This window comes from Piscibacillus halophilus, from assembly GCF_900110685.1.
Classification (GTDB): Bacteria; Bacillota; Bacilli; order Bacillales; family Alkalibacillaceae; genus Piscibacillus; species Piscibacillus halophilus.
Genome location: NZ_FOES01000003.1, coordinates 1 through 19248 on the forward strand (window position 1 = coordinate 1; position 19248 = coordinate 19248).

Consider the following 19248-nt stretch of genomic DNA (forward strand, 5'->3'; position numbering starts at 1 on the left):
AAAATTAAAAAAGAGTATAAAAAAATCGTGGAGAACATCAATTTTGATGTCTTCCACGATTTTTTATTTTACTGGGTTTTGTCCCAGCCTCTAACCACTTATCAAAACCTTCCTTTTATTTACAAAAAACAGTCTAACCGATAATGCAATGGCACCAAATCCTAATCCAGTTATGAGGCCAACCCAATAACCATATGGACCTAGCGCGGTAAAATTAGCCGCGACATATCCAGCTGGAAGTCCTAGCACCCAAAAAGAGACTAGCGCAATTACGGATGTGACATTGACATCTTTATACCCACGCAACGCTCCTTGGATTGGGGTCCCAATTCCGTCCGATAATTGGAAAAAGATAGCATAAATTAAAAAGTGCTGCATCAGTCCAATGACTACAGGGTCATTACTGTATAACATGGCGACATGCTCACGGAACATATAAATCAAAATCCCGCTAACTAACGAAAAGATCACTCCAGAACTAATCCCAATCTTGGCATAAGCCGTCGCTTCCCTTAATCGATTAGCTCCTACTTCAAAACCGACCGCAATGGTAAGCGCCATGGCAATTGCCAATGGCAGCATGTAAAACAACGTCGCAAAATTAATCGCGGCTTGGTGGGCAGCTATGGTTTCAGTATTATAAACACTCATCAATAATGTAATGGCTGCAAAAATACTTGTTTCAAAGAAAATCGTTATCCCAATTGGAATACCAATCTTCAATTGTTCCTTCCACGCCGTAAAAGATGGCCGTTCAATTGCTGAAAAAACTTGATAGCGATTAAAAGGAGCTCTCTTTTGTACAATCCAAACAGATATACTCGCGGAAATTAAGTAAGTGATGGCAGATGCCATTCCTGCCCCAATTCCACCAAAAGCAGGAACTCCCCACTTACCGAAAATAAATAGGTAATTAAAGAAAACATTCAAGGGCAAAGCTAATAATATAATCAGCATAGAAATCTTTGTCTGCCCCAGCGCATCAATAAATGACCTTAATAAATTAAATAAGAATAGTGGAACCATTCCAATGCCAAGACTCACTAAATAGTATTTAGCAATATGACTTACTTCTTCCTCTAAAGATAATGCGTTTAGAACAGGTGTCAACACAAATATTCCGATTATAAAAATGAGTACAGCAATGCAAACAGACAGGTAGACCCCTTGCCTTATTACATGTGTAATCTGATTGGTTTTCTGAGCACCCATTAATTGAGAGACAATCGGTGGGATTGCCATTAAAATTCCTGTTACACCAGTAAGAATGGGAACCCAAATGGACGACCCGATCGCAACACCTGCTAAATCATTCGCGCCTGCTCGCCCCGCCATAATCGTATCAAAAAAATTCATTAAATAGAGGCCGACTTGAGTGACCAAGATCGGAATTAATATTTTAATAAATAGTGACAGTTTTTCTGAAATCCCATGAGTTTCGTACATTATTCAACCTCGCTCCTATTCAAAACGAACGACATTTGTTAATATGACATTATACTTGATTTTACTTGATAAGAATAGAAGGGAAGACATGTATGAGTCAAAAATCGATCGTCTTTACCGGTGGAGGTACAGCAGGCCATGTAGTCGTGAACTTGGCTCTAATACCTGAATTTTTAAAGGAAGGTTATGATGTTCATTACATCGGTTCATATAATGGAATTGAAAAAGATTTAATTAGCCACTTAGATGGGGTAACGTATCACGGAATTGCAACGGGGAAGTTAAGAAGGTATCTATCTAAAGAAAATATAAAAGATCCGTTCCGTGTTTTAAAAGGTATTTTTCAAGCAAGAAAAATACTTAAACAAGTTAAGCCTTCCATTGTGTTTTCAAAAGGTGGGTTTGTATCTGTTCCCGTAGTAATGGCTTCGAAAATGACGGGTGTTCCATCTATTATTCATGAATCTGATTATACACCTGGTTTAGCTAATAAAATTGCGACGAAATTTAGCTCATATATCTTAACTACTTTTCCAGAAACAACAAAGCATTTACCTGAAGAAAAAGTTAAGCATATGGGTGCAATTATTAGAGAAGAACTGTTTGAAGGTGACGCTAAAAAGGCTTATCAGTTCACAGGTTTAACAGAAGATAAACCGATTATCCTTGTGATGGGTGGAAGTGCTGGTGCACAGAAAATTAATGAATCTGTTCGGTTGGCATTACCAACTTTATTAAAAGACTTCCAAGTTATTCATTTATGCGGAAAAGGGAAAATCGACCCATCCGTTCAACAGGCTGGATATGTCCAATATGAGTACATTTCGGAGGAATTAAAAGATTTATTTGCGATTACAGATGTGGTGATTTCGCGTGCTGGTTCGAATGCTATCTTTGAATTTTTAGCCTTAAGAATTCCGATGTTACTGATTCCTCTTTCAAAACAATCGAGCCGTGGTGATCAAATTTTAAATGCGAACTCATTTAAAAAACAAAATTATGCGGAAGTGATTGAAGAAGAGGAATTAACAAGAGAACATCTAGTTCAAAAAACAGAGGACTTGTATCAAAACCGTGATACTTATAAATATAAAATGATGCAATATCAACCTCAAGAAGTAAAGCAAGATGTCGTAGAACTGATTAAACAAACCATGAAATAAAAAAGCTCAAGGGAGATTACCTCTCTTGAGCTAAATTATTATTCAATAATTCCATAACTACGTATAGTAGTTGATACATTCACTTGAACATCAATATCTTGAAACATGTCACGCCATTGTTCTTTCGTGATATTTTTCCCCTCTTTTTTAGATTTATATTCTTTTCCAAAACCATAGAAATCAGCATTGGCTTCTTTAGACTTCTCAATTAATTCTTCAATTTTAGTTTCTATTTGCTTATTGATTGTTTTTTCAAGCAGATCTAATGCTTCTCTGTTACTTAAGTCAATTCGTTCGGTTAGTTCAACGAGTCTACCTTCAAGATTTATATCTACTCTGTATTTTAAGTTCTCAATATCTGTGATTTTTACGTCAGTCTTATTACTGATTTTTTCTAAGACAACAAAGACTTGATCAGAATCGGGTTTTTCGTAACCCTCCATATAATTAAGAAACGACTCTATAGGGAAGTTTAGTTCAACTTTACCTTCTTTTAATTGTTTCGTCATTAATAACACATAAAAAATATCGTCTAATGGAAGTTCATCTACATAACGATCATCTTGAAATATAGCTAGCCCAGTTAATTGAGCTTTATCATTATGATTTTCAATAATAGGTACTAATGGATCCTGTCCAATTGTAAAAAATGCTCGTGTAAATTCATGCAAAGTATTACTATTTAATTGCTCGTCTTCGATTGCTGTCTCAATCAACCGTTGAATGTAAGTCCCAATATTGGGTAACTGTTCATAGTTTGTAGCACTTAGAACGTGTTGAGTTGGCTGATTAGAAACGGCTATATACACCATATCAGATATAGCAGCGTCACGTTCTAAAGTATCAATATAAGGGAAAATGCCTCCTCTAGCTAATTCAGGTCCATACAAGATGGTTCTAAGTTGGCGAGAAACGATTTTATATCCCGATTTTTTATTCGCATTTTTCTTTAACTCTCTAAATGTATGTCCCTCACTATAAATAATTTGAGAAGCATCTGTAATATCTGGGTTAAATTGAAATAACACTGTTGTCAATTGAAGCATGTCGTTACCATTTGCTTTATCGAACCCATAAGCGGTTACGATTCCTAATTGTTCTAGGACATTCTTTTCGACACAACCTGCCAGTAGAGTAAGTGACATTAAGTTAATGAGTATAAACTTAAGAACTTTTTGCATTCTTTTTCTTCCCTTTCATTCGTTGTCTAATCGCAAATGGAAGGAGCACAAAAGGAAATCCAAAACCTAAAAATAACCCAACTCTACCTGTGAAATCCGTTAATTTATTTACAAGTTCTCGGTCATCAAAGATTGAGACAAATAAGAGAGAAAATATAATCATGACAGCTAGACAATATTTTTGTTTCCAGCCATGAACACGCTTGCAAGTGAAACTAACCATCCAAGCGAGTAAAATCAGGTTTGGTAATATAACTAGAATCCATAACGCAACGGCTAATATATCAAAACGTTCAAACATTGGAAAAGAAATAACTTTAAACAATGTTAGAAGTGGCCAAACTTTTTCCTCCAATTGCCTAGGGGAAAAATACCCAATTGCAACCATGGTCGTTAATAAATACATAGCAACAGTAAACACGATGGCAAATTGGCTATAACGTCCCACTCTTTTCTTATCGTTAATGAATGGATATACCATCCATAACAATTCAAACCCTAAAAACGTGTAAGAGGAAATTAACACGCCTTGGTAAATTTCATCTAATCCAACTTGAAACATAGGAAAATAGTTTCTCGAATCAATTTGAGTGATGGGTTTGTGTAATAATCCAACCATCCATATTGAAGATAGAAAGAATACAAAGCTAGATCCAATGGCTACTCTTATTCCTCCATAGACGGCATACCAAACCAATGTCAGAAGGAGTAATCCAATGAACCAAGATTTCATTTGTGGGAAAATAAATACTTGGACAAATTCGATATAGTTTGCGATGACACTTAGAAATAGGAGTAAAAAGTATATGACAAATAGTGAACTGACAACTAGGCCAACATATTTCCCCATCGATTTTGTTAAGATCCCGGGTAAATCTTCTTTTTCAAATGAATTTAAAACAAATACCATACAAGCAATGACTAAATGTAAAATTAACCCTGTTATAATAATGGGGATCCAACTGTCTTGTCGGGCTTCCATAAATACTAATCTAGGGTATCCAGCCATACCAACACCGACTTGCATGGTGTGTAGAATAATAAATAAATACCAGGCTTTTATTTGATTTTCTTTTGGTATAGATAGACTTTTCATAGCTATTCCTCAATATCCCGTTTTTTAGTATTGGATGGTTCCTCAAAACGTTTTTTATCTTTTGGCATATTTGAAGCGGCACGATAATTACTCTGGAGAAATGGAAGTCGCAAAATCGAATTATCTAAGTCCTTGTAACGAAATGGATAAATTGGTGAAAAATATGGACGTTTTAAAGATTGCAGTTTTACGACATGAATTAAGATTAGGGCATAGCTGTAGAAAATACCGATAACCCCCCAAAGGCCTGCCATAATGATTAATGGGAAACGCATGATTCGGATGGCAGTACCCATTAAATAACTAGGAATTGTAAATGAAGCGAGAGCACTAAGTGCCACTATAATAATTAAAATATTACTCGTAAAACCTGCTTGTACAATGGCCTGTCCAATTACGATACCGCCTACGATACCCATTGTCTGACCGACTTTGGTTGGTAACCGTGCTCCGGCCTCACGAATTAATTCTATTAAGAACTCAAGTATTAGAGCCTCGAGCAATGGCGGAAATGGTACTCGAGAGCGCGAGTGACCTAGTGATACAAGTAAAGCTGTTGGTATAATTTCGTAGTGAAACGTTATTGCAGCAACATAAAACGGCGTTAATGTAATCGATAGAAACATGGCAATCAAACGCATGAAACGAATGAACGTCCCCATGTTCCAACGAGTATATAAATCCTCAGTTGATTCAAAGAAGCTAAAGAAGTTTGTAGGTGCAATGACCCCGCTAGGACTTTTATCAACCATAACACCTATTTTTCCTTCTTTAATTTCATAACAGAAACGATCAGGTAATTCTGTCACATAAAGCTGTGGAAAAATAGAATATGAGTTATCTTCAATATATTGCGTTAAAACAGAGCTTTCTAGTACATCGTCTGTTTGAAGTTTGTTTAGTCTTCTACGCATTTCTTTGACATTTTCGTCATCAGCGATACTCTTAAGATAAACGAGACGTACCTCGGTTGGAATCTCATTCCCAACAATGAATTTTTCAGTTACTAATGAAGGATTATCTAATCGCCAATGAATGATATTTAGATTAGTTTGTATCGATTCTGTAAAAGCAATTTGGGGTCCAAAGATCAGAGATTCAGTTTCAGCTCTCTCAGGCTCTCTTTGTTCTAGTTGTGGGACGCCATATGTAATGCAGTGCTCCTGCCCCTCTATATAAATAGCAACTGAACCCATCATTAAGTCTTCTCCAATTTCTTTAAGAGAGGATCTTAGTTCTCCGCCTGAGATAGGGATCTTGTTCATTAATGATTCTGTGTTCCATTCTTCATCAGATTGCTGCATGACATGGATAATGTGCTTGTAAATATTCTCTTTTTTAACCATGTAATTAATGAAAATAACAATTATCTTTTGACCTTGATGTTCGAATTGTTTGCTAGAGACATCTGGTGACGATTGAAAAAAATCCTTTATGTCCGTCGCAAATTTATCAATTTCACATGGGAAATAGCTTGATGAAGTCTTTTTTCTGCTTCTCCGTCTCATGTTGATCTCCTTCAAATGTTTTATGAATAGTATGTGATTGTTAAACGAAAATATGTAAATACTAATGCTCATACAATATAGATTTACAGTGGGTGAGGTCGTTTGAATTTACAATTAGTAGAAGTATATGTGCCGAAGAAGAACTACCATTTTGTCGTAGAAAAGTTAAGAAGCTTTTCAAGAGAAGGGACTTGGAAAGAGGAAGAGTCTCATGATGAGAGAATTTTAATTAGGATGATTATTTCATCTGATTATGTTGAAGAAGTTTTAAACTATTTAGAAACCGTCTCAAGATCTTCCGAAGGATTTGAAACTATTCTGTTCCCAGTGCATACGTACTTTTCTCATTTAACCATTCAGAAGGAAGAACAACCAAAAGAGGAACTACCAGAGGAAGAAGAAGAGGAAGAAGAAAAAAGAAAGTTTCTTCGGGCGAGTCGTCAAGAGTTAAAACATACAGTGGAAGAAAAAAGCGATTTAACTTTGAATTACACATTGTTAGTCATATTTTCTGCAATCGTGGCGACAGCTGGTTTTATGAAAGATGACACAGCCGTTGTCATTGGGGCGATGGCAATTGCTCCATTAATCGGTCCAGCTATATCAATGGGATTTGCGACCGTTTTAGGAGATTTAAAGCATTTAGGAAAAGCTGCGTTTACCCTGTTTGCAGGGGTATTTGTAATTGTTTTGATTTCGGCTATTTTTGGTTTCTTTTTTGTGAATGGCACGGAATCTAGTCAGTATATAAACCGAACAGAAGTGACGCTAGCCGATTTCTTTTTAGCCTTAGCAGCTGGAGCAGCGGGGGCTATGTCAATCTTAAATCGATTATCTAGCAATTTGGTCGGGGTCATGGTCGCAGTTGCCTTACTCCCGCCCGTAATTACCTTCGGGATGTCTATAGGGCAAGCATTATGGACGGATACGTACGGAGCATTTTTATTAATTATGACGAATATTACATGCATAGTTCTGAGTGCTGTGATCATATTCTTTATAAGTGGAGTCCGACCAGTCAGGTGGAAAGATGAATCCATGATTAGTGTATCGAGACTTGTATCAATCTTTTTTATTTCAATTATTGCAGCGATTATTTTTGTCATTATTTTCATAGGCTTTTGATGCAATTTCAAAAACTTTTCGAAATTGTGTTGCTTTTTTGATTTTAACAGTATATAATCTTTAAAGTAATTAGAAAAAACAGGTAAAGGAGGTCACGAAAATGATAAGAGTACAAATCAATGGACAGCATGCAGTAGAAGTATTAAAAATTCAATATTTAAATATCGTGACCAAACCTATAGATACCTGGAATAGCTCTTTATAGGGTTATATCGTTGTCTTTATATTTATTGTTAAAAATCAGGTGAATTAACGTCGCGATTATATGATGATCGCGGCGTTTTTGTTGTTTATAAAGCACATTTGGCCACGGTCAAGTGTGCTTTATTTATATAGACTTTGTTTTTATGAGCAACAGAGTCATTATGTTTCAAAATTCAAAAGGAGAGTGAAGAAATTGTTTAAGATTTCATTTGAGATTTACCGTAATGGAATTCGCAAACGAATTAACATTGAATTTCATTTATTTAGTAGGCAGCATAGGCTGGATGACGGTTAGTTAACATCAAAAATTGAATTAAAAGGGGGAATCATAAATGATTAGCGTATTTAAAAAATTATCATGGTATTTTAAAGAGCAATGGATCCGGTACACATTGGCTATTACGGCTTTAATCATCGTAAATGTTCTCGTAGTTATTCCACCAACTCTTTTGGGTGAAATCATTGATTCCATACAAATGAATCAATTAACGAATGAACGTTTTACACAGTTAGTTGCATTTTTTATAACTTTAGTCATCGTAAGTTATTTAATCTCTTTTTTCTGGGACTACACATTGTTTGGAAGAGCAATCCTATTAGAGAAGAAAATGCGCTCGCTCTTGATGGGTCATTTTATGAAAATGACACCGTCTTTCTTTGGGAAATACCGCACAGGCGACTTGATGGCTCGTGCAACGAACGATTTAAAAGCAATCATGATGACAGCAGGATTCGGAATTCTTACATTAGTTGATTCAACGGTTTTTATGGCATTTATTATTGCGATTATGTTGTTTACGATTGATGTGAAATTAACTTTAGCGGCTCTGATTCCATTACCAATTATGGCGTTCATTATGCAAAAATACGGAAAAGCCATTCATGAGCGGTTCATGAAAGCTCAAGCATCCTTTAGCGAGTTGAACAACGACACACTTGAATCAATTCAAGGAGTTCGAGTTATTCGCGCTTTTGTTCAAGAAAAGCAGGATGAAAAAAGATTTAATGATAAAACAGAAGAAGTCTTTCAAAAGAATATTGATGTAGCAAAACTAGATGCTTTATTTGAGCCGACAATCAAAGTGTTAGTGGGGTTAGCTTATACGATTGGTTTAGGGTTTGGCTCATATTTAGTGATTCGCGGGGATATTACAATTGGTAAACTAGTCTCGTTTAATGTTTACTTAGGAATGTTGATTTGGCCAATGTTTGCAGTTGGAGAATTGATTAATGTGATGCAACGAGGTAATGCATCATTGGATCGAATAGATCAAATTTTATCCCACAAACCAGATGTGTCAACTCCTGAAAAACCTAAGTTAGTCGAACGTCCAGAATCGATTATTTTTAAAGACTTATGGTTTAAATATCCTGACGTATCACAATATGATTTAAAAAATATCAATTTGAATATTCAACGAGGAGAAACAATCGGTATTGTAGGGATGACAGGGGCAGGAAAAACAACCGTGTTTAGACAGTTATTAAGGGAATATCCACCTGCTGAAAAAGGTGCCTTATATATTAACAACGTTCCAATTCAAGAGATATCGTTAGAACAAACCCGTGATTGGATCAGTCATGTACCACAAGATCATATTTTATTTTCAAAAACAGTGAGAGAAAATATTTTATTTGGTAATCCAAATGCTTCGGATGATTTAATTTATGAAATATTAGAAACGGCATCTCTACGTGAGGATATAGAAAATTTACCAGAAGGTCTCGATACATTAGTAGGAGAAAGTGGAGTGACGTTATCAGGCGGTCAGAAGCAAAGGGTATCCTTAGCTCGAGCTTTAATTAAAAATCCAGAAATTTTAATTCTTGATGATTCATTGTCTGCAGTTGACGGTAAGACAGAGTCTAAAATTATTGAACACCTAAAGAGAGTTCGTTCTAATAAAACCACATTGATAGCAGCACACAGATTGTCAGCTGTGCAACATGCCGATCAAATCATCGTTCTTGAAAACGGTGAAATTGTTGAACATGGTACACATGAAGAACTTATGAAACATCAAGGTTGGTATTATACGCAATTCGTTATTCAACAGATGGAGGGAGGGAATTAATATGGATCAACCATCAACCGAGAAGCGTTTATTTCAATATGCGTGGTCTTTTAAAAAAAGTATCTTTATCGGTCTGCTATGTTTGATGGTTTCGGTAGCCTTAGAACTATCGGGACCATTCATAGCTAAACATTTAATTGATCAGCATATTGTCGGTGTTGCAAACCATTATGTCGTAAGTGAAAATAATGAAGGGGTTCATTTTAACGGAATGACTTATGAAAGGATCGATCGGACAGAACAACCATCAGATGAACAAGTCACCCTATATCAAGATGGGATCTCGTTTTATTTATTTGATGAAAAGGTTCCATTGAATGCTTCTATAGTTGAATCGAACTCAGATCGTTTCGTTTTGGATGATCAAGGAGAGTCCATTGAAACGACTGGTCAAAGATTATCAGCAGGCGAAGTTTATACTTTTTTTGAAGGTGAAATCGGCTCGATCATGTGGTTGCTAGCCTTATACATGGGATTAATCTTAATCGCATCCTATTTCTTATATTACAAGACGTATTTATTACAATTTGCCTCGAATCGAATTATTCAAAAAATGCGTCGAGATGTATTTGAACACATTCAAAGCTTACCGATTAAGTATTTCGTTGATCAACCAGCTGGTAAAATTTTGGCAAGAGTTACGAATGATACTGAGGCGATTCGTGAGCTGTATGTAAAAGTATTAGAGGTGTTTGCCTCTGGTGCAATTTATATATTTGGTATATTTGTAGCGCTGTTCATTCTTGATCCAAAACTGGCAGCGATCTGTTTATTTTTAATTCCAATATTGTTTATTTGGATGAAATCATATAAAAAAGTCGGTGGTCGTTATAATCGAATCATTCGAGAAACAAATAGCCAAATCAATGCGAATATAAATGAGTCAATCCAAGGTATGTCAATTATTCAAGCTTATAATCAGACAGAACGAATGACAGGTGAGTTTGAAGAGCTCAATGAAAAACATCGTGTTTATCAAACGAAAATGAATACTTTTACAGCATGGACATCATTTAATTTAGTCGATGTAATGCGAAATGTTGCCTTCGTTGTCTTCATACTTTATTTCGGTGGAGCGGCATTAGATGGAACTACACTCGCTTCAGCTGGTCTACTTTACGCTTTAGTTGATTTATTAACACGTCTATTTGAACCAGTTGATCAAATTGTCAGCCAATTAGCTCAGCTAGAACAAGCAAGGGTATCAGGAGGTCGTGTTTTCGAGTTAATGGACGAAAAAGGTGAAGAAGTGAATTATAGCTCTATTCCTCGATATGAAGGTCACGTCTCTTTCAACGATGTATCATTTGCTTATGAGAAAGATGACTACGTTCTAAATGGAATTAATTTTGAAATTACACCTGGTCAAACAGCCGCATTCGTTGGTCATACTGGTTCAGGTAAAAGCACCATTATGAATTTGCTGTTTCGATTTTATGATCCCACCCATGGGAAAATATTAATTGATGGTCAAGATACAAAAGAGTTTTCAAAACAACAAGTGCGAAAACATATTGGTATTGTGTTGCAAGACCCATTTATTTTTACTGGTACCATCATTTCAAATATCACGATGGATGACCCATCTATTTCAAGAGAGCAAGCCATTGAGGCGTTAAAAGCTGTTGGTGCTGATAAATTCATTGAAAAGCTACCTAATCAATATGATGAACCCGTTAAGGAGAAGGGAAATGAATTTTCCACTGGTCAACGTCAGTTGTTGTCATTCGCGAGAGCTTTAGCCTTTAATCCAGCTATATTAATCTTGGATGAAGCAACAGCTAATATTGATACCGAAACAGAAGGGCTGATTCAAGAAGCCTTAAATGTACTCAAAAAAGGCCGTACGACACTCGTGATTGCTCACCGATTATCAACCATTCAACAAGCTGACCAAATTTTCGTTTTAAAACATGGTAAAATATTAGAAAAAGGAAACCATGAAAGCCTCTTGAAAGAACGTGGCGAATATTTTAATATGTATGAAATGCAACTTGGTCGAAATCGAATGAATGTCTCTTAAGTAGGTGAGCGAGATGACTGATGATAAACGTCCAGATATCATCGATGAGGATCTTTATGAAAATATAGATGAAGAAGAAATGTATGAAATATTACAAGAAAAAAAGAGAGAATTACGTGAAAGAGACAAAGAAGAAGAGCAAAAGCCAAAACGCCCATTTCCTAAATGGGTATTTTGGCTTATTGCTGTTTTTATGGTCATCAATATTGGTGCAGCTATCCCCAATTTCTTTTCGTTAGCCGCGATTGATTTCGTCAAAACATCCGCTCAGCTCATGATGGATGAGGATATTCAGGAATATAAAGAATCCATTGCATTAATCGATACAGGTGAAAGTAAGGGGACGGGTTTTACTTTTACCGAAGAAGGACAAATATTAACGAATTATCACGTGATTGATCGATCAGGACAATTACTTGTTTACTTACCAGAAGATGGCCCATATACAGCCACAATAGTAGAAACTTATCCTGATATAGATTTGGCTGTCCTTAAAATAGAAGGAGAGGAATTTCCTTATCTCGATTTAGCAGACCAAGCAACGTTTAAAAAGGATGAGCCGTTTTACTTTATTGGTAATCCCTTAAGATTTAGTGGAATTGCTAATGAAGGTGAAATTATTGGCCTTTCTGATTCCTCACTGGACACTGATGTATTAATGCTTCAAGCTCCAGTTTATCGAGGGAATAGCGGAAGTCCTGTAATTAATGAACAAGGTGAGGTTATTGGTGTTATTTATGCTACGCGTCAAAGTGAGGAACATGGAAAAGTCGGTTTAGCCATTCCAATCGAATCGTTTCATGAGCGATATGAATAAAGGTGTATAACACCCATAAAGGGAAATGTGGAACCGAACAATTATAGTACGTTGGGGGTGATGAGGGGTGTTAAAGCGTCCAAAAATAGATGACGTATCCCTCGAGGAACACGTGAAGGCCGTACAATCAGGAGATGAGGAGACCCGTCATCATCTATTAGCGGATTATCAACCTTTTATTGCAACATGTGTTTCTAAAGTGTGTAAAAGGTATATAAATCCAGAAAGAGATGATGAGTTTAGCATTGGATTAATGGCTTTTAATGAAGCGATTGATGCTTATTCGGTGGAAAAAGGTAGTTCTTTTTTATCTTTTGCCAAATTAGTCATTACACGAAAGGTTATTGATTACATAAGATCAGAAAAAAATGACTTTTCGACCATTTCACTTGATCAGTCAGATAGTGATGAAGATAGTCATTCACAAGATTGGCAAATTGCTGATGCATCAAAAAAGGTTTTTTATGACGATGAATTAGCATGGCATCGTCAAATTGAAATAGATGAATATAATGAGAAGTTAAAAGAATATAAGTTATCATTTTCAGAATTAGCAAGAGTCTCTCCTAAACATCAAGATGCAAAGAAAACGTCTCAGCATATCGCTAAAATCATATATGAACATGAAGAGATTAAAGAATACATTTTAAAGAAAAAGAGATTGCCTATTAAAAAAATCGTCCCAATCGTTAATGTCAGTAAGAAAACCATTGAGCGAAATCGTAAATATATTTTAGCTATTTTTATATTAATAAATGAAGACTTTACATTTTTAAAAGATTATATTAAGGGGGTGTAATCATGAAAAAAGGACTCATCGTTGAACAAAAAAGAACAAGCACGTTAATGATGACAGCTGACGGCTCTTTTTATAAAGCGCGTAAGATTGAGGGGTCGATAGGGGAAGAGTTGCCTTTTGAACCGTTAGAAAGCCCCAGTCTTATTTTTGACTCAATTATTCATTGGTTTCGTTCACTAGCCTTCATGAAACCTGCCATGGCCGCAATTATAGCATTATTATTTATTATTCCTTTCTATTCATGGTTAGGTGAAGATGAGGTTCATGCTTACGTGAGTATTGATATTAATCCAAGTGTTGAACTGTCTTTAAATGATCATTATGAAGTGATTGATATAGTAGGATTAAATGATGATGGAAACCGACTTATAGAACAATTAACCGATTGGGAAGGTGAACCGGTTGATCAAGTTTCATCTAAAATACTAAGTTTAAGTGATCAACTAGGTTATTTAGATCATGACCATCAAGTGTTATTCGGAATTAGTTATGTTGAGCAATTAACCAATAGTCATGATGTTTTACAAGAAGTATCTCAAGAAATGCAGTCAGCATTTGACTCGATTGACGTCGCCTTATTTGAAATACCATCACAAGTAAGAACAGAAGCTCACAATCAGAAGACTTCAATGAATTTAATGTATGCATCTAATTTATTAGATGAAATGGATCAACAATTAGAAACATCAGAAAAAGAGATAGAGACAAATACAGATAGGTCTAAACAATCCTCAAAAGATATAGATTTAAAGAACTTGGAAGTGGTTGAGAAGTTTGTGGAAAAATCCAACTCTGATCAAATACCACCAGGGTTAAAGAAAAAAGTCGAAAAGTATCACGAAAAACAAGAACAACAGAAAGAAAAGACAAAACAAAAACCTGATAAACAAGAGAGTCAAAAAGAGGAAAAATCCAAAAACAAAGAGAAGTCTAAAAAAGAAAATAATAACTCTAACGAAACAGATGAGTCAGACCATCCTTCACAAAAAAATAATCCACCTTCACAAAAAGATAAATCTAAAAAAGATAAACAAAAGGGCAAACAAAAAGATCAAGAAAAAAAGCAAAACCATGGAGGCCCAAAGAAGGATCAAGGTGATGGGTCTCCTCCCGGTTTGGACCGAAAGGACAACCTTAAGCAACCCAACAACAAAGGTCAAAACAATCAAAAAAAATCTAATAATAACGAAAAAAAAGGTGGTCCTAAATCCAAAGGGTTAGATAAGAAAAATGATGAACATCCAGGTAAGAAAAAAGGAAATGATAAAGATAATAATAAACCGAATTAACTTAAAGACTACAGAGTTCATTCTGTAGTCTTTTTTTGTTGAATTAATGACCAAACCTTGAAAAAATATGAAATTAAATGCATGATAGAATACATGTTGAATTCTGGAAATGTAGATTTTATTATAATGGTCTTCTTAACGGACAACCTGTATCATAAGATATATCATCAATAGTTCGTGTAAATGAGGTCTTATCATGCGTGAAAGCTTAGTAAAATATAAAAAAACTTTTATCCTAATCGGTGTGGTTCTTTTAGTGGTAGTAGGATTTTTTATTTACCGAATGGTTACACATTCGGTCATTCAGTATGCTGATATTGAAAAGAATACAATTCAAACGATTCTAAGTCATACTGAAGACTATACGGAGCATTCAAGATCATTAGCAAAGCGTTTAGCTAATGAGGAAAACCGACAAAAAATGATTTTAAGTGGCAATGTAAATTTAGGTGAGTTTAGTCAAAAGTCCGTTATAGCTCGATCTATTCTCGCAAATTCAAGAATCGTAATAGATTCTCAGCATCAACCTCAGAATGAAGAGATGTCAGCCAATGTTAATGTACAATTACAAAGGACGAGTTTATTAAAAGCTCAACTTTATCAAGATTCGTTATATACAGCTGTAAAACTACCTTTTGTACAAAAGGCATTCGGAATTAAAAATGATCGTTTAGGAGAATGGATGTCAACACATCACGATCAACAAGTGATCGAGGAAGTACCAAGCCAATTAGAGCAATCCTTTAGTTTAAGAGGAATGGATTACATAAAGTTATTTCAAATTCTACAAGAAACTGATTTGGAAGAAGAATCAAATGTATCTTTTAAAGATGGTAAATATCAAAAGCTGTCGATGAATGTTTCAGCAGAACAAGCTGAAACGTTCAAGGAGATATTAATTGATGAAGTTAATTCAAATAACGATAGTGAATATACACAAAAAGTTATGAAGTATGTCGAGCAAATTAGCTTTCCAGACGGATTTAGCTATGATGTCTATTACACAGAGGATTTTGTAAGATACCGTCAACTCGAGGGAACTTATCGTTATGAAGAGGAAGAGCACAATTTTAATATTAACTTAGATACGAAAATAGAAGAGGATCAATACCGTGTAGAATTTGTTTCTAATATAGGTCATCATGACGGACCTATTAAGATTGATTATCAAGCTATTGGCGAACCCGGTTCGGATAGTTATAATATAAAAAGAGACCTAAACATACAAAAACAACAGAACGATCAGGCTGAGCTTAAGTGGAATACGCGATACAGCAGCAATCTACAGGAGATTCAATTTAACATCAATGTCTCGTCTTTTTTACCTAGAGTAGAAGGAAATGTCGATATAAAAACGAATATAGATAAAGATGAAGGTCAAAAGACTTATCAAGGAGATCTATCCATAAGCAATATTAAGACTTCTTTTGATATAACTCGAGAAATCGATTTTAGTCAAGAGACCGATATCGAAAAAATAGATGCCCAAGATGTTCGATTCATACATCAAATGTCTATAGATGAATATAATCATTGGTTTAATGGATTAAAAGAACAATTTAATGATTATATAAAACAAATAATTGAAAAGTTTAATCCTTTTTAATATATGAAAGGGGGCAGGTCTGTGATTTTTCATCTTTGGAAGTATGAGTGGAAGCGGATGCTTAAACGGCCTGGCCTTTTTTTATTTACTCTTTTATTTCCAATTGCCGTTATAGGATTAATTTCACTCTTCTTATATACAACTGCTAGTGATGAGTTAGAATCAGTTCATTTACTGGTTTTAGATGAAGACCAAACTTTTGAGACAAATGCTTTAATTAAGCAATTACAAGATGATCAAACCATTGATGGTGAGGTTTTCTTTAATCAAGGTAAAGAAGATTTATCTTATTATCTTGAACAACCTGATGGATACGCAGCAATCGTTCAAATACCTGAAGGCTTTACAGAACAATTAAGTAATGGTGTAAATGAATCTATTAATGTTTATTTAAATGAAAACTTGCCCATTGCATCAAACTTAGCTTATTTATTATTAGAAAGTGGACAAGATTACATATCGGCTGCTCAAACTGGGGTTAATACGGTTAATCATTTTCATATAAAATCAATGGAAGATACAGATGAACGACAACAATTTCTTCAACAATCCATTGTTCACTTTACAACTTATTCACTCGGGCGCAATTCGTTCTTTGAAGAAGTATCATCAGAAGGAATGATGCTTAGTTGGTCTATGCAAGCCTTTATTATACTAACGACTTTATTAATCCTATTTACATATTGGTTGTTGGTCATACTTAATCAGCCAAAGCATCAACCTATTATTCAAAAACGTCTTAATTTAATATCTGTTACACGTTTCGATCAATTAATTGCTCAATGGTTATATCAGTTGACATATTTAATGCTTTATATAATCGTAATGGTTTTATCACTGTCATATTTCGTCTTTCCAACAGTTGAGATTGACCTTAATCTAATCACTCACTGGTTAACAATTGGAGTGGGATTGACTCTGCTCTATACGCTAATCAGGTTACTGATTCCAACTTTTATATTAAGCATTATAATCTTTACTGTGGGCAGTTTAATTTTAATGATGATAAGTGGTTTATTATTACCACCTATCTATCTACCTGAACATTTGAGTATTCTTTCATTTATTTATGAAGGGTTCGAGAAAATTTGGCTACAGGATAATATACCGATGGTTTATTGGATTGGAGTAGGTATAGCGACGTTAATTGGATTATTAGTATTATTCATCGTCCGTAAGATTGGGGTGGTGTTAAAATGATATTTAAAATCTTACTGCAACAGAAATGGACGTTAATTTTATTAATATCCGCCCCAATCTTGTTTATAATTATAGGTTACCAATTCATTGATCGAACAACTGACGATATCAAAGTACCAGTTGCTTTAGTAGATCCATATGAACAAAATATTACTGAACAATTGTTATCAGATATGTCTACAGATGAGTCGTTTAATATCACCCATGCTACGTCAATCCCAGAAGAGGTATTAGAACGTGGCGAAGTTGAAGCCATTTTTGTTTTACCTGAAGATTTAGAAGGAAAAATAAGAGCTGGAGAGTTAGAAGGCACCATTCAATGGTATCGTCACGAACGAAGTGTATTTGATGGATTATTTAAAGAACAATTAGCTTCAGCCATTATGACGAGGGCTATTCGATCTGAAGCTGCAAACTTAGTCCAACGTTATCAAAGTGATGCGGACTGGAATGAAATATATGAATATGGGCTTCGATACTTAGAGCCTGAACCGATTTTTCAAATTCAATTTGAATCCGTTCAGCAACAAATCTCGCAAGTTAATCATGATTCCGAAGATTGGTTGTTGTTCCGTTGGTTGTTCTGGATATTTATTTGGAGTATTTTGGCTTTCTTAACGCAATTATTATTAAACTGGAAAGAACAGAACATATTTGAACGTTTATCAACCATCGGACATGCCAATTCTTTACGTAAAGCATGGTTTTTTACATTTTTAGTTTTATTAGCAATTTTAACGGTCTTTACTTCAGTTGGAATTCAAACCTTGTGGTTGTCTTCATATAACTGGATGACTGTTGCAATCGATGTTGGGATTGTCATTTTTTCATTATTGATCTATTATCTTTTATCATTTGTCATTCAAAAACGAGAAACGTTATGGACAATTGCTTTAACTTATGGTGTCTCAGCATCTGTAGTCTTTTTTTTGATTCAATATAACCTATTATCGTTTAACTGGTGGTTTTCCATCTTCCTTCCAAGCTGGATATTAGTATAAACAGGAGAGATCGTTATGTTAACTCTTGAAAACATCACATATAAAAAAAGAGGACAAACCTTATTGTCTCAAATTAATGGTGAGATTAACCGAGGAGATTGTGTGACGTTATTTGGACCAAATGGAGCTGGAAAATCAACTCTAATAAAGATTATGGCGGGATTAGTAAAGCCTTCAAAAGGTAAAAGATCCATTCAACCCGAACACAAAAACCCAATTGGCTATGTTCCACAGCAAACAGCTTTATTTAAAGGGTTAACGGTTCGTGACCAAATAAAGTATTATCAAAAATTAACTAAACCTAAATCGAATGAATTTATAGACGATATGATTCTCTCGTTAGGCTTAAGTCAAATTTTAAATAAAAGAATCGAACAATTAAGCGGCGGGATGAAGCGTAAAGTGAACTTAGCTGTAGGAATGGTGCATCAGCCGGAGTTATTGTTGTTGGATGAAGCGTTCGTAGGAGTTGATTTAGCTGCCAAACATGATATGTTAACGTGGTTAAGAAAATTAAACAATCAAGGGACAACCATCGTTTTTATTACTCACGATTGGTACGTTATCCAACACTTACAGCCCACAATGTGGGTTTTAGACCATGGGGTTATGATTGATCAAGTCGAATGGGATTCCGTTCCATATTTAAATCTTAATCGACAATCCCAGGCTCTTCAAAAAATGTTTGATGTCAATATGGGCAGTGTAAGGTGAT

15 protein-coding genes are annotated in these 19248 nt (G+C 35.1%); 11 read left to right on the forward strand and 4 right to left on the reverse strand.

The genetic code is table 11. The features are described 5' to 3' along the window. Positions 1-90: 90 nt before the first annotated feature. Positions 91-1446 (reverse strand): MATE family efflux transporter, encoded by a 1356-nt coding sequence (locus BMY57_RS02325; protein ID WP_091772416.1) that lies wholly within the window; start codon positions 1444-1446, stop codon positions 91-93. A gap of 92 nt (positions 1447-1538) precedes the next feature. On the opposite strand from BMY57_RS02325, the gene murG reads away from it, so the two are divergent. Further along, on the forward strand, positions 1539-2609 hold the full coding sequence (gene murG / locus BMY57_RS02330) for an undecaprenyldiphospho-muramoylpentapeptide beta-N-acetylglucosaminyltransferase (protein ID WP_091772417.1): 1071 nt from the start codon (positions 1539-1541) through the stop codon (positions 2607-2609). Positions 2610-2647: 38 nt separating this feature from the next. Here murG and BMY57_RS02335 read toward each other — a convergent pair whose 3' ends face one another. Genes BMY57_RS02335 through BMY57_RS02345 form a run of 3 tightly spaced genes read right to left on the reverse strand, consistent with a single transcriptional unit; the run spans position 2648 to position 6394 of the window. Beyond that, the gene (locus BMY57_RS02335; protein ID WP_091772418.1) at positions 2648-3790 is read right to left on the reverse strand and encodes a Ger(x)C family spore germination protein; all 1143 of its coding nucleotides are present in this window, start codon (positions 3788-3790) and stop codon (positions 2648-2650) included. Beyond that, on the reverse strand, positions 3774-4886 hold the full coding sequence (locus tag BMY57_RS02340; RefSeq protein ID WP_091772419.1) for a GerAB/ArcD/ProY family transporter: 1113 nt from the start codon (positions 4884-4886) through the stop codon (positions 3774-3776). Before BMY57_RS02340 ends, BMY57_RS02335 begins: the two co-directional genes overlap by 17 nt. A gap of 2 nt (positions 4887-4888) precedes the next feature. Beyond that, positions 4889-6394: a spore germination protein gene (locus BMY57_RS02345; protein WP_091772420.1), complete on the reverse strand. Its 1506-nt coding sequence runs from the start codon at positions 6392-6394 to the stop codon at positions 4889-4891. A gap of 102 nt (positions 6395-6496) precedes the next feature. Between BMY57_RS02345 and BMY57_RS02350 the strand changes: the two genes are divergently transcribed. The 10 genes from BMY57_RS02350 to BMY57_RS02395 all read left to right on the forward strand — a co-directional run bounded on the left by BMY57_RS02350 (position 6497) and on the right by BMY57_RS02395 (position 19247). Next, positions 6497-7519: a TIGR00341 family protein gene (locus BMY57_RS02350; RefSeq protein WP_091772421.1), complete on the forward strand. Its 1023-nt coding sequence runs from the start codon at positions 6497-6499 to the stop codon at positions 7517-7519. 536 nt (positions 7520-8055) lie between these two features. Continuing rightward, the gene (locus BMY57_RS02355) at positions 8056-9798 is read left to right on the forward strand and encodes an ABC transporter ATP-binding protein (RefSeq protein ID WP_091772422.1); all 1743 of its coding nucleotides are present in this window, start codon (positions 8056-8058) and stop codon (positions 9796-9798) included. A gap of 1 nt (position 9799) precedes the next feature. Continuing rightward, positions 9800-11821, forward strand: a complete 2022-nt coding sequence (locus tag BMY57_RS02360; RefSeq protein ID WP_091772423.1) for an ABC transporter ATP-binding protein — start codon at positions 9800-9802, stop codon at positions 11819-11821. A 13-nt stretch (positions 11822-11834) separates the two neighbouring features. Beyond that, complete coding sequence (locus tag BMY57_RS02365) at positions 11835-12638, forward strand: S1C family serine protease (protein ID WP_091772424.1); 804 nt, start codon at positions 11835-11837, stop codon at positions 12636-12638. A gap of 67 nt (positions 12639-12705) precedes the next feature. Next, positions 12706-13437 carry an RNA polymerase sigma-I factor gene (sigI, locus tag BMY57_RS02370; RefSeq protein ID WP_091772425.1) on the forward strand — a complete coding sequence of 244 codons (732 nt, stop codon included), beginning with the start codon at positions 12706-12708 and terminating at the stop codon, positions 13435-13437. Positions 13438-13439: 2 nt separating this feature from the next. Continuing rightward, positions 13440-14726, forward strand: a complete 1287-nt coding sequence (locus BMY57_RS02375) for an anti-sigma-I factor RsgI family protein (protein WP_091772426.1) — start codon at positions 13440-13442, stop codon at positions 14724-14726. 196 nt (positions 14727-14922) lie between these two features. Next, a complete protein-coding gene (locus BMY57_RS02380; RefSeq protein WP_091772427.1) occupies positions 14923-16332 on the forward strand; it encodes a hypothetical protein in 1410 nt (469 codons plus the stop codon). Positions 16333-16353: 21 nt separating this feature from the next. Beyond that, a complete protein-coding gene (locus tag BMY57_RS02385; protein WP_177176310.1) occupies positions 16354-17532 on the forward strand; it encodes an ABC transporter permease in 1179 nt (392 codons plus the stop codon). Continuing rightward, the gene (locus BMY57_RS02390; protein WP_091772429.1) at positions 17529-18533 is read left to right on the forward strand and encodes an ABC transporter permease; all 1005 of its coding nucleotides are present in this window, start codon (positions 17529-17531) and stop codon (positions 18531-18533) included. Before BMY57_RS02385 ends, BMY57_RS02390 begins: the two co-directional genes overlap by 4 nt. 15 nt (positions 18534-18548) lie before the next feature. Then, positions 18549-19247, forward strand: coding sequence for an ABC transporter ATP-binding protein (locus BMY57_RS02395; RefSeq protein ID WP_091772430.1), 699 nt, complete (start codon positions 18549-18551; stop codon positions 19245-19247). Position 19248 lies beyond the last annotated feature (1 nt).